The organism is Halobacillus litoralis (genome assembly GCF_009856415.1).
Taxonomy (GTDB): Bacteria; Bacillota; Bacilli; order Bacillales; family Halobacillaceae; genus Halobacillus; species Halobacillus litoralis_C.
The window spans coordinates 89,685-102,487 of record NZ_WMEZ01000005.1 but is presented as its reverse complement, the minus strand read 5'-3'; the positions used below and the strand labels follow the sequence as shown (position 1 = coordinate 102,487).

Here is a 12,803-nt window from a genome sequence, read left to right as displayed (position 1 = left end):
CTTCAAAAGGATGAAACCTATGGATTTTATGGAGTACTTTACAGACGTCGGTTTCGTCATCGTCACCGTCATCGGTTCCATTGCCGCTTTATTCTACGTCGGCATGCGGAGCCGCCGAAGAGACTGATGAACGTCCGATATCTCTTCGATAGAAAAAGTCGCTTTGACCCTCAAATGGCCGGAGCGATTGATACGTACGGTCCAGCGCTTGCGCCAAGTCCTCTCCTCTATTTCCAATCAGAAGGACGCGCCCGCCGCTGGATACATACTTCCCGTTTTCCCAGGCTGTCCCTGCATGGACGATAAACCCATCACCATCCACTTCCACCATAGGTAATGGACGTCCTTTTTCATAAGCACCAGGATAGCCTTCGGAAGCGACGACCACTCCCGCACAAACGTCCTTCGACCATGTCAGGTCAGGATTCTTCCCATCAAGCACATCCATCATCACTTGCACCAGATCATTTTCTAATAAAGGTAAAACGACCTGTGTTTCGGGGTCACCGAATCGTGCATTGAATTCAATCACTTTAGGGCCCTCCGTCGTTTCAATCAGTCCCGCATACAAGATCCCTGTAAACGGTCGTCCTTCTTCGACCATAGCTGCCGCTACCGGCTTCACGATCGACTCTACGGCAAACGCGTACGAAGATTTACTCACTTCCTGCACAGGAGCGAAGGCGCCCATTCCACCTGTATTCGGCCCCTGATCTCCATCATAGGCCCGCTTATGGTCTTTCGCAGGAATCATCGGATAGACATTCGAATCATTCACAAACGCCATCAATGAAAATTCATCCCCTGCCAAATACTCCTCTACGACGATTTCACGGCTTGCATCGCCGAACTGGCCATTTTCAAGCATGTCTTCCGCTGCTGACAGCGCCTCGTCCACGGTTTCAGCTACGACGACCCCTTTTCCTGCCGCCAGCCCGTCCGCCTTTACGACAATCGGTGCGCCTTTTTCTTTAATGTAGGATTGGGCAGCCTCCACATTTGAAAAAGCTTCATATCCAGCAGTCGGAATCTCGTACTTGTGCATCAGCTGTTTGGCAAAATGTTTGCTTCCTTCAATGAGTGCGGCTGCTTTGGTCGGACCGAACACCGGCAGGTCCGCTTCTTGAAAAGCATCCACCAATCCATCAAGCAAAGGGTTTTCCGGGCCTACCACGGTCAGTCCCACATTGTTCTCACGGGCAAAAGCTACCAGCCCGTCAAAATCCTGCTCACTCGTATCGATGCATTCAGCCACCTGACCCATCCCTGCGTTTCCAGGAGCAGCGAATATCCGATCCACTTGAGCACTTTCAGCGAACTTTTGTACAAGGCTGTGTTCCCGGCCACCTCGACCGACGACCAATACGTTCATAAGACTCCACCCTTTCGATTAGTGTTTGAAGTGACGCATTCTTGTAAAGACCATCGCGACGCCATGTTTGTTGCAGGCATCAATGGAATCCTGATCACGCTTGGAACCGCCAGGCTGAATGATCGCGGTCACACCTGCTTGCGCTGCAGCCTCTACGGTATCCGGCATCGGGAAAAAGGCGTCGGAAGCCATGATGCTGCCTTCTGCTTTCTCACCTGCTTGTTCAAAAGCAATTTTCGCTGCGCCGACACGGTTCATCTGACCGGCACCGACACCGAGTGTACGGTCCCCTTTTGCTACGACGATCGCGTTCGACTTTACATGCTTGACGACTTTCCAGCCAAGTTTCAAATCTTCAAGTTCTTGCTCTGACGGCTCACGTTCGGTCGCTACTTCAAGCCCCACGTCCTCAAGCGAACCTTCATCAGCATCTTGCACGAGCAGCCCGCCGTTAACAGTCACAAGCTTGTGAGCCGGGCGATCCGCCTTTTTCATGTCCACTTTCAGCAATCGAAGGTTCTTCTTCGTAGTCAGGATATCAAGCGCATCTTGACTGAAGGACGGAGCAATGATGATCTCAAGGAAAATTTCTTTCAACTTCGCTGCTGTATCAGCATCCACTTCCCTGTTCAAGGCAACAATGCCTCCGAAAATGGAAACAGGGTCGCCTTCATACGCTTTTACATACGCGTCATACAAGTTCTCACCAACTCCAACACCACATGGGTTCATGTGCTTAACTGCGACCGCTGCCGGCTGGTTGAACTCAAGCACCACTTCAAGGGCCGCGTTAGCATCCTGGATGTTGTTGTAGGAAAGTTCTTTCCCGTTCAGCTGTTCAGCCTCAGCAAGAGACGTTCCTCCGAAGTTCGCTTTCTTATAAAAAGCAGCGTTCTGGTGCGGGTTTTCTCCATATCGTAAGGATTGAACTTTTTCATAGGTGACGGAATATGTCTCTGGAAATGGTTCTTCGGTCAAACCGGAAAAGTATTCGGCAATCATTGAGTCGTAGTTGGCCGTATGACGGAACACTTTGGCCGCAAGCTTACGTCTGGCCTCATAGGAAAGCGCATCGTTCTCTAGACCTTCAATGACCTCATCATAATCGGCAGGATCAACGACGACCGCGACATCTTCAAAACTCTTCGCAGCCGAGCGCAGCATCGTCGGGCCACCGATATCGATGTTCTCAATCGCATCCGCTTCTGTGACGCCTTCTTTTGCGATCGTTTCCTTGAACGGGTACAAGTTGACGGCGACAAGGTCGATGGTTTCGATATTCAGTTCCTCTAACTGCTTCATATGCTCTTCATTGGAGCGCTTAGCAAGTAGCCCACCATGGACCGAAGGGTGAAGCGTCTTCACACGTCCGTCCATGATTTCCGGAAATTCAGTCACCTCGGAAATGGATTGCACCGGGACTCCCGCTTCCTCAATGGCTCGTTTCGTGCCACCTGTAGAAATAAGCTCATAGTCGAGTTCGTGTAGTTTTTTTGCAAAATCAGTCAATCCTTGTTTGTTGGATACGCTTAGTAGGGCACGTTTTTTCATTGAGATTCCTCCTTGATGAATAATGATTGAATCACTTGTGGGTAGAGGCGGTGTTCGACCGCCTGGATTTTGTCTTTTACATCATCCGCTGTGTCGTTTTCTTCTATAGGAATAGGTTCCTGGGCAATGATCGGTCCTGTATCCATGCCGTCATCGATATAATGGACCGTTACGCCAGTCACTTTCACTTTTTTCTCCAACGCCTGACCGATGGCATCTTTCCCCGGGAACGCCGGAAGCAGGGACGGGTGGATGTTGACGATGCGACGCTCATACGGCTTCAATAATGTCGGCCCGATCAGCCGCATATATCCGGCGAGCACGATGAATTCAATGCCCCGCTGCCGGCAGTCCTCCAGCACGGCCTGTTCATAAGCCGCTTTGTCTGGAAAACTTTTCGCACGGTAAACGACGGTATCGATTTCATGCTTCTGTGCCTTTTCGATGACAGGAGCCCCGATGCGGTCACAGACGAGCAGAGCGATGTTCGCTTCAAGCTCTCCAGATTCCACCTTGCTGACGATCGCATCAAAATTCGAACCGGTGCCGGAGGCGAAGACAGCGATGTTGATCATATTCCCTGCACTCCTTCCTCATTGGTCACTTTTCCGATGACGACCGCATCCTCTGACGCTCCGAACGCAGCATTTACATCAGAAGGATCAAGCACGACGACCATGCCAATGCCCATGTTGAACACACCGAACATTTCCTCGTCACTGATGTATCCTTTTTCTTGTAAAAAACGGAACACCTCCGGTACCTGCCAACTGTCAGGATCAATCTCGCAGCCAAGTCCTTCCGGAAGGGTGCGTGGAAGGTTTTCGTAAAAGCCGCCTCCCGTGATGTGCGCGATCCCTTTGATGGTGGTGTTTTTCTTCAGCGATTGAATCTCAGGAACATAAATCCTGGTTGGCGTCAGCAGGACGTCTCCAAGCGTCCGGGTCCAGCCCGCCGGTACCGTAGCAAGGTCCAGATCTGCGATGAGTTTCCTGACCAGAGAGAATCCGTTCGAATGGACGCCGGAGGAAGGAAGACCGACTAAGACATCTCCTTCTTTGATTTCAGCACCTGTAATGATCTGCTCTTTATCCGCCATTCCAACAACAAAGCCGGCGAGGTCGTATTCATCTGCCTCATACATGCCCGGCATTTCTGCCGTTTCGCCGCCGACTAAAGCAGCTCCGGATTGTTCACAGCCATCCGAAATTCCTTTGACGATCTGCTCGATACGCGCAGGATCATTTTTTCCACAGGCGATGTAATCCAAAAACAGAAGCGGATCTGCGCCTTGGGCAACGATATCGTTGACACACATCGCGACAACATCTATGCCGATTGTATCATGCTGATCCATCTCGAACGCCAGTTTCAGCTTCGTTCCGACTCCGTCTGTTCCTGTCACAAGGACGGGTTGTTCATAGCTCATGCCGCTGAGGTCAAACAATCCAGCGAAAGAACCGAGTCCTCCCATCACTTCCGGCCGCATCGTGCGGGCGACATGCTTTTTCATCCGCTCGACCGCTTCGTAACCAGCTTCGACATCGACGCCTGCCTGTTTATACGATTGACTCATCTCGCTTCCCTCCTATGCTTTTTCATATGGATGCATCGTGTTCGGATAAATTTCTGTCGGGTAATTGCCAGTAAAACACGCCATACATCCGCCGTGCTTCAACGACTCTTCACCCTGATAAATACTGTCGTTCAATCCCTGGACCGATAAAAAAGCGAGACTGTCAGCGCCGATCTGCTCTTCAATTTCTTCGACGGAATTGTTCGCAGCAATCAGCTCACCGCTGTTGGATGTATCAATGCCGTAGTAACAAGGGTTTTGAATCGGTGGAGACGCGATCCGCACATGGACTTCCTTCGCCCCCGCTTCCTTCAACATCTTCACGATTCGCCGGCTGGTCGTCCCCCTTACGATGGAATCATCGACCATGACGACTTTTTTCCCCTCGACGATCCCTCGGACAGCAGAAAGCTTCATTTTCACCCCTTGTTCACGAAGTTCCTGCGACGGCTGGATGAACGTCCGGCCGACATAGCGGTTTTTGATCAACCCCAGCTCATAAGGAATGCCGGATGCTTCCGCATATCCGATGGCTGCCGAGATACTTGAGTCTGGTACACCAGTCACGACATCCGCATCAACCGGTGCTTCTTCCGCAAGCGATTTTCCCATCCGTTTACGGGAGGCATGGACATTTTTCCCGTCAAGGTTGCTGTCCGGTCTTGAAAAGTAGACATATTCCATGGAACAGAGCGTGCGTTGAATGGGAGCGGAGAACCGTTTGGATTCTATGCCCTCATCTGATATGATCAAGAGCTCACCAGGATCGATTTCCCGGTCATACTCAGCCCCTATTACATCAAAAGCACACGTTTCTGAAGAGACGACCCACGATTCGCCGAGATGCCCAAGGCTCAGTGGACGCAATCCACGCGGATCATTGGCAACAAACATGCGATCCTCAGTCATGACGAGAAAGGCATACGCGCCTTTGATCATCGACAGAGCTTCCATGATCGCCTGCTCAAGAGGAAGATGGCGTGCGCGTTTGATTAAGTGGGCGACCACTTCGGTATCAGAAGTCGTCTGCAAAATACTCCCCTGCGCCTCCAGCTGATTTTTCAACGCCTGGGCGTTCACAAGGTTTCCATTATGAGCAAGAGCCAACCCGCCTGTCTGAGAACGGAAGTGGAGCGGCTGAATATTCTCATAGCCGCCATCCCCTGCCGTTGCATAGCGCACGTGGCCGATTGACGCATGACCACTCAAATCTTCGAGCTGATTTTCCGAGAAAACTTCATTGATGAGGCCGTGTCCTTTGGCAAGCTTCAGCTGTTCACCGTCCGTTGTGACGATTCCAGCTCCCTCCTGACCGCGGTGCTGGAGGGCATGTAAGCCGTAATACGTCAGCTGGGCCGAATCCTGATGCCCCCAAACGCCGAAAATGCCGCATTCTTCATTTAACCCTTTGATTTCAGCAAGCATCCGATCGCTCCTTTCCATGCTTCTTTCAACACTGATGTCTTTTCTTCCAGAACGACGCCTTCCTGCTTGATTCTATACACCCCGTTTTCCGTCACGGTTCCGATCAAACGAGCGTCTGTGACACTCTGTTCGAACGCGCCCTTTTGTTCCGGCGCTACGGTGACGATGAAGCGTGACTGTGATTCTGCGAACAGCGCGGTGACTGGTTCACCTTTGAGAGTCACCTCGCAACCGAACTCATTCTCAAACAGCTTTTCTGCAAGAGCTACAGACAAACCACCTTCGGACACGTCATGGGCAGAGACCACAAGGCCTGCGCGAATCGCTGTCAGCAGCTGCTTTTGACGGTTATACTCTGTCTTCAGATCGAGTGAAGGAGCTTTTCCGAAATGCTTTCCTTCGAGCATGCCCTGCAGTTCACTGCCGCCGAATTCCGCGAGCGTTTCTCCGATGACGTAAATTAAATCACCAGCATTCTGAGCATGGGAACGCGTGATATGTTGGACATCATCAATCAAACCGACCATACCGACAATCGGTGTCGGGTAAATGGCCTGACCTCCGAACGATTCGTTGTACAAGCTGACGTTCCCACCGATGACAGGTGTTTCAAGATCACGGCACGCCTCGCTCATACCATCGACGCTTTTTTCCATCTGCCAGAAGATTTCCGGGTTTTCCGGTGACCCGAAATTGAGCCCGTCTGTAATTCCGAGTGGACGACCACCGGAGCAGACGATGTTTCTTGCTGCTTCAGCGACAGCGATTTTCCCACCGACTTCTGGATCTACATAGAGATAGCGGGAGTTGCAGTCGGTCGTCATCGCGAGCGCTTTGTTCGTACCGCGTACGCGAAGCACAGCCGCATCCGAACCTGGAGTGACGACGGTATTTGTTTGGACCATGGAATCGTACTGATCGTACACCCATTCTTTGCTGGCGATTGTCGGCTGTTTCAATAGATTCACCAATGTTTCCCGGTAGTCTGTGACTTCAGGTTTATAGTCTTCCATTCTTTGAAACTTTTCATAGTAAGCAGGAACGCGGGACGGCTGGTGGTAGACCGGCGCATCCTCAGCAAGAGAATCGACAGGAACATCAGCAACAACCTCCCCATGATGCTCGAGGCGGAAGCGTTTCGCATCCGTCACTTCCCCGACCGCTACTGCTTCCAGATTATACTTACGGAAAACTTTCGCAATCTCTTCTTCGCGTCCTTTTTCTACGACGAGCAGCATGCGTTCCTGAGATTCAGAGAGCATCATTTCATAGGCCGTCATATGTTCTTCACGCTGCGGGATGTGATCGAGATTCATCGTCATCCCCGTACCTGCTTTACTCGCCATTTCACTTGCCGATGAAGTGAGACCTGCTGCCCCCATATCCTGAATACCGACAAGAGCATCATGCTGAATGACATCAAGACAAGCTTCAATGAGCAGTTTTTCCATAAAAGGGTCCCCTACTTGTACAGATGGACGCTTTTCTTCGGACTCTTCCGACAATTCTTCTGATGCGAAAGTAGCGCCGTGGATGCCATCACGTCCGGTTTTGGCTCCGACATACATGACCGTGTTGCCAACACCTGCAGCAATCCCTTTTTGAATATCCTTATGATCGATCAAGCCGACACACATCGCATTGACGAGCGGATTGCCATTGTATGCATCATCAAACTGGACTTCCCCGCCGACGGTTGGAACGCCGACGCAGTTGCCGTAACCCGCAATGCCGCGGACGACTTCTTCAAAAAGGTACTTCACACGGGGCTGTTGCAATGAGCCGAACCTAAGCGAGTTCAGAAGCGCAATGGGACGGGCGCCCATCGAGAAGACGTCACGCAGAATGCCGCCGACGCCTGTCGCTGCGCCTTGATACGGTTCAACAGCAGAAGGGTGGTTGTGGCTTTCAATTTTGAAAACGACAGCCTGATCATCACCGATGTCGATGATTCCCGCCCCTTCCCCGGGACCTTGCAGCACGTGCGCACCTTCCGTAGGGAACTTTTTCAAAAGCGGTTTGGAGTTTTTATAGCTGCAATGTTCCGACCACATAACGGAAAACAACCCTGTTTCCGTGTAGTTCGGACGTCGACCGAGAATCGAGCGGATGGAAGCATACTCGTCATCCTTCAGACCCATCTCTCTATAAACGTGCTGTTCTTCGATTTGTTCTGGACTGATCTCAAGCATTGATGGCATGGTGTTCCCTCCAGTGTGTCAAAATCGATTGAAATAGACGCAGACCGTCATCGTGACCAAGAAGCGCTTCGACCGCCCGCTCCGGGTGTGGCATCATGCCGAGTACATTCCCTTTTTCATTGGTGATGCCAGCAATGTTACCAACGGACCCGTTCGGGTTTTGGTCATACGTAAAGACGATCTGCTTGTTGTTTTGAAGCTTCTGAAGCGTTTCTTCGTCACAAAAGTAATTGCCGTCTCCGTGTGCAATCGGGATTTGGATTTTTTCCTTCTCGCCGTATTGACGGGTGAACATTGTGTCGGCATTTTCGACCGTCAGGGTTTCAAAATGGCACATGAACTTGAGCTTTTCATTCGGAAGCATCGCTCCCGGAAGAAGTCCCATTTCGAGAAGGATCTGGAATCCGTTGCAAACACCAAGGACTGGTTTTCCTGCCTCTGCCGCTTCGCGGATTTGCGTAATGACATCAGAAGTAGAAGCGATGGCACCCGAGCGGAGATAGTCACCGTACGAGAAGCCGCCCGGGATTAAAATTCCATCATAGTTTGCTAGATTCGCTTCCTTATACCAGACAAGATCCGCTTCTGCTCCGAGTTGATCCTTCACAGCGAAGTACATATCACGATCACAGTTCGATCCTGGAAAAACAATGACAGCAAATTTCAAGTTAACCCGCCTCCTCAATCGTATAGCTGTAATTTTCGATGACAGGGTTAGCAAGAAGCTGGTCACACATGCGATCAATCTCCGCTTCGAGATTGTCACTATCTTCAACCATCACTTCCATGTACTTTCCGACGCGTACGTCCTGGACGTTGTTGTATTGTAACGATTGCAGGGAGTTGTGGACGGCTTTTCCCTGTGGATCAAGGACACCTTCTTTTAATGTGATGTGGATCTTTACTTTGCGCATACGCTCTCCTCCAGTCGATGTAGTATTTTGGTGTACGTATCGATCAAGTCGCCGGTACTTTCCCGGAAGACGTCTTTATCCATTTTCTCGCCTGTTTCCTCGTCCCAGAGCCTGCACGTATCCGGGGAAATTTCATCAGAAAGGACGATCGTGCCATCTTTGAGGCGTCCGAATTCCAATTTGAAATCAACAAGCGTCAATCCTGCCGAGCGGAACAGCTTTTGTAGTTCAATGTTAATGTCTAAAGCTTGTTGTTTGATAAACGTGAGTTCTTGTTCTGTAATGTCCGTCAGGTGATAAGCGTGGACATCGTTGATGAGTGGGTCATTCAATTCGTCTTTCTTGTAAAACAATTCAATGATCGGTGGAGTGAAGCTCGTTTTTTCCTCGATTCCGAGACGGCGAGTAATGCTGCCAGCCGCCTGGTTGCGTACGACGACTTCAAGAGGAATGATGTTCGTTCGGCTGACCAGTTGTTCGGTGTCGTTCAGAGCTTCGATAAAGTGGGTCGTAATGTTGTGCTGGTGTAAGTATTGGAATACTTTCGAGGTAATCAAGTTGTTGAGGCGTCCTTTGCCTGCGAACTCGTCTTTTTTCTTGCCGTTAAATGCTGTCGCGTCATCTTTATATGATAAAACGAGCTGATCCGACTCATCTGTCGTATGATACACCCGTTTCGCTTTCCCTTCGTACAATAAAGAACCCTTCATACAGAAACACCTCGCTAAGGAATTGGGATTTTTTGTATGACCTGGTACACCAGTTTCTGGTGTACCAGGTCATACAGTATTTTCCATCATCTTACCGTTCACTTACCGTTCTTCTCTCCGGGACAGACCTATAGTCCGATACGGTCGAAAATACGGTCGACTTGTTTCAGGTGGTGCTTGTAGTCGAAGCAGGCATCCAGCTGTGCTTGGGACAGAGTGGATGTGATCTTGTCGTCTGCTTCAATCAGCTCACGGAACGGGATCCCGCGCTCCCAGGATTCCATGGCCTTCGGCTGGACGAGGTCGTACGCTTCTTCGCGGACCAGGCCTTCATCGATCAGCGTCAACAGTACGCGCTGGGAGAAGATCAAGCCGTATGTTTTCTCCATGTTTTCCTGCATCCGTTCAGGGAACACAGTCAAGTTCTTCACGATGTTGCCGAAACGGTATAACATGTAATTCAAAGCGATTGTTGCGTCAGGCAGAATGATTCGCTCTGCGGAAGAGTGAGAAATGTCACGTTCATGCCAAAGCGGCACATTTTCAAAGGCCGTCAGCATATGACCGCGTAGCACGCGTGCCATTCCGGTCATATTTTCAGAACCGATCGGATTCCGTTTGTGCGGCATCGCAGAAGATCCTTTTTGACCCTTAGCGAAAAATTCTTCGACTTCACGTGTTTCCGTCTTCTGCAGACCGCGAATTTCCACAGCAATCTTTTCGATCGATGTCGCAACCAAAGCAAGGGTGCATACATAATGAGCATGACGGTCACGCTGCAACGTCTGTGTAGAAACAGGCGCAGGCTTCAGACCAAGCTTTTCACACACATACTCTTCCACAAAAGGATCGATGTTGGCATATGTCCCGACGGCTCCGGAAAGTTTTCCGAACTGGATGTGGTCCATTGCAAGATCCAAACGCTCCAGGTTCCGCTTCATTTCTTCATAATAAAGCGCAAGCTTCAAACCGAATGTCGTCGGCTCGGCATGCACGCCATGGGTACGGCCCATCATGACCGTGTGTTTGTGTTCCTTCGCCTTTTCACCAAGGATCTCGATGAAGTTGACGAGGTCCCGGCGGATGATTTCATTCGCCTGCTTCAGTTGATAGGAGAGCGCCGTGTCAACAACGTCTGTCGAAGTCAGGCCGTAGTGGACCCACTTCCTTTCTTCACCAACTGTTTCGGAAACGGCACGGGTAAAGGCTACAACATCGTGACGGGTTTCTGCTTCAATTTCGTGAATACGATCGATGGAAAAAGAGGCACCCTCGCGCAGCTTCTTCACATCTTCTTTCGGGATGACCCCAAGTTCACTCCAAGCTTCACACGCTAAAAGTTCAACCTCAAGCCATGCCTGGTATCTATTTTCTTCTGTCCAAATCGCACCCATTTCCGGGCGTGTATAACGTTCAATCATTGTCTTCCTCCTACCATAAATGGATCTGATTTTCTGTGATGCGTTTGTCGATTTCTTCTAAGTTGTCACCAACAAAGGTGATGTGCCCCATTTTACGAGTCTGACGGGCTTCTTTTTTCCCATAGTCATGGAAATGAAAGCCGTGGTAATATTCGAGACGATCCAGCAAAATGCCACGATGTTTGCCGAGCACGTTCACCATCACCGCGGCGCCGAACGAATGGACCGGCAGTAGCGGAAGGCCGCAAATCGCACGGACATGCTGTTCGAATTGCGATACGCTGCACGCTTCAATCGTATAATGACCGGAGTTATGCGGACGTGGAGCCATTTCATTGATGAAAATGTCATCACCTTTTACAAACATTTCCACAGCAAATGTACCGACCACTCCGATTCGTTCAGCCAAAACTTCGACCGCTTCACGGGCGCGCTCTTCCACATGACCAGAGACGGTTGCTGGAACTCGTGATTCATGCAAAATGTGGTTCTTATGGATATTTTCCGCAATTGGGAACGGGTTAATTCGTCCATCCATTGATCTTGTAAACACTTGAGAAATTTCAAGATCGAATTCAAGCCACTGCTCCACAATATAGGTGCCGCCTTCTTTCAAAAAAGAGCGGACATCCTCGAGATGGGTTTCGTCTTCGATTTTCTGCTGTCCCTTGCCATCATAGCCGCCGCTGACTGTCTTGATGACAGCAGGATAGCCTGTGGCTTCCAACGCTTCTTCCACCTCTTCAAAAGTGGTTACGATGCGATACTCAGGAACGGACAATCCAGCATCGACGGCGATTTCCTTCTCTTTGGCTCTGTTTTGAGTTACCTCAAGCGCGAATGCTCCTTGCGGCAGCTTCCCTTTTTCTTCAAAAAGCCGTGCCACATTAAGATCGACGTTTTCAAATTCGTAAGTAATCACGTCACTGACCGAACTCAATCGCTCCGCCGCTTCCAAGTCATCGTATTCAGCGATGATGTGCTCCTCTGCAATCGGGGCACACGGACAATTTTCCGCAGGATCAAGCACAGCGATTCGATAGCCCATATGTCTTGCAGCGACAGCCATCATCCGACCGAGCTGTCCGCCTCCTAGAATGCCGATTGTTCTCCCTGGTCGAATCACGTCAGCTTTCACGAAGATCCCTCCTCATTCCGTCCACTTTGTCTACCATCTGCCGGCGGTAGTCTGCTAGTTTTGATGCAACTTCCTGATCGAAAGCTCCCATCATTTCAGCTGCCAGAAGTCCCGCATTCTTCGCGCCGGCCTTTCCAATCGCAACGGTTGCAACAGGAACGCCCCCAGGCATTTGCACGATGGATAAGAGCGAATCCAATCCTTGCAAAGCTTTCGATTCTACTGGAACGCCGATAACCGGCAGTGTCGTTTTGGATGCGACCATTCCCGGTAAGTGAGCCGCACCCCCTGCTCCTGCAATAATCACTTTCAACCCTTTTTCCCGGGCTGTATCTGCGTATGTGAACATATCTTCCGGTGTACGGTGTGCCGAGATGATTTCTTTTTCATAATCGATCGAAAGCTCATCCAAAACGCTGCACGCTTCTTTCATCGTTTCCCAATCTGAAAGGCTGCCCATGATTACACCAACACTTGCCATCGAATCCCTCTTTT

General features: G+C 50.4%; 13 protein-coding genes. 1 reads left to right on the top strand and 12 read right to left on the bottom strand.

Translation table 11 applies throughout. The annotated features are described in order from the left end of the window. Positions 1-19 precede the first annotated feature (19 nt). Positions 20-127, top strand: a complete 108-nt coding sequence (locus GLV98_RS20350) for an EYxxD motif small membrane protein (RefSeq protein ID WP_337193754.1) — start codon at positions 20-22, stop codon at positions 125-127. Here GLV98_RS20350 and purD read toward each other — a convergent pair. The 12 genes from purD to purE form a co-directional block, all read right to left on the bottom strand. Then, on the bottom strand, positions 89-1,372 hold the full coding sequence (gene purD / locus GLV98_RS13515; RefSeq protein ID WP_160916080.1) for a phosphoribosylamine--glycine ligase: 1,284 nt from the start codon (positions 1,370-1,372) through the stop codon (positions 89-91). The genes GLV98_RS20350 and purD overlap by 39 nt on opposite strands. 18 nt (positions 1,373-1,390) lie before the next feature. Continuing rightward, complete coding sequence (purH, locus tag GLV98_RS13510) at positions 1,391-2,923, bottom strand: bifunctional phosphoribosylaminoimidazolecarboxamide formyltransferase/IMP cyclohydrolase (protein ID WP_160916078.1); 1,533 nt, start codon at positions 2,921-2,923, stop codon at positions 1,391-1,393. After that, positions 2,920-3,498: a phosphoribosylglycinamide formyltransferase gene (gene purN, locus GLV98_RS13505; RefSeq protein WP_160916076.1), complete on the bottom strand. Its 579-nt coding sequence runs from the start codon at positions 3,496-3,498 to the stop codon at positions 2,920-2,922. The genes purH and purN overlap by 4 nt, the downstream gene beginning before the upstream one ends. After that, on the bottom strand, positions 3,495-4,499 hold the full coding sequence (gene purM, locus GLV98_RS13500; RefSeq protein ID WP_160916074.1) for a phosphoribosylformylglycinamidine cyclo-ligase: 1,005 nt from the start codon (positions 4,497-4,499) through the stop codon (positions 3,495-3,497). The genes purN and purM overlap by 4 nt, the downstream gene beginning before the upstream one ends. A gap of 12 nt (positions 4,500-4,511) precedes the next feature. Then, complete coding sequence (gene purF / locus GLV98_RS13495) at positions 4,512-5,924, bottom strand: amidophosphoribosyltransferase (RefSeq protein WP_160916072.1); 1,413 nt, start codon at positions 5,922-5,924, stop codon at positions 4,512-4,514. Further along, positions 5,900-8,125 (bottom strand): phosphoribosylformylglycinamidine synthase subunit PurL, encoded by a 2,226-nt coding sequence (gene purL / locus GLV98_RS13490; protein WP_160916070.1) that lies wholly within the window; start codon positions 8,123-8,125, stop codon positions 5,900-5,902. The genes purF and purL overlap by 25 nt, the downstream gene beginning before the upstream one ends. Then, complete coding sequence (gene purQ / locus GLV98_RS13485; RefSeq protein WP_160916068.1) at positions 8,109-8,792, bottom strand: phosphoribosylformylglycinamidine synthase subunit PurQ; 684 nt, start codon at positions 8,790-8,792, stop codon at positions 8,109-8,111. Before purQ ends, purL begins: the two co-directional genes overlap by 17 nt. 1 nt (position 8,793) lies before the next feature. Next, positions 8,794-9,039 (bottom strand): phosphoribosylformylglycinamidine synthase subunit PurS, encoded by a 246-nt coding sequence (gene purS, locus GLV98_RS13480; protein ID WP_160916066.1) that lies wholly within the window; start codon positions 9,037-9,039, stop codon positions 8,794-8,796. Beyond that, entirely contained in the window at positions 9,027-9,749 is a 723-nt protein-coding gene (purC, locus tag GLV98_RS13475; protein WP_160916064.1) for a phosphoribosylaminoimidazolesuccinocarboxamide synthase, read from the bottom strand. The genes purS and purC overlap by 13 nt, the downstream gene beginning before the upstream one ends. 128 nt (positions 9,750-9,877) lie before the next feature. Continuing rightward, entirely contained in the window at positions 9,878-11,170 is a 1,293-nt protein-coding gene (purB, locus tag GLV98_RS13470) for an adenylosuccinate lyase (RefSeq protein ID WP_160916062.1), read from the bottom strand. Between the two features lie 10 nt (positions 11,171-11,180). Then, positions 11,181-12,308: a 5-(carboxyamino)imidazole ribonucleotide synthase gene (gene purK / locus GLV98_RS13465; protein WP_160916060.1), complete on the bottom strand. Its 1,128-nt coding sequence runs from the start codon at positions 12,306-12,308 to the stop codon at positions 11,181-11,183. Then, a complete protein-coding gene (purE, locus tag GLV98_RS13460; RefSeq protein ID WP_160916058.1) occupies positions 12,298-12,789 on the bottom strand; it encodes a 5-(carboxyamino)imidazole ribonucleotide mutase in 492 nt (163 codons plus the stop codon). The genes purK and purE overlap by 11 nt, the downstream gene beginning before the upstream one ends. Between the last annotated feature and the right edge of the window lie 14 nt (positions 12,790-12,803).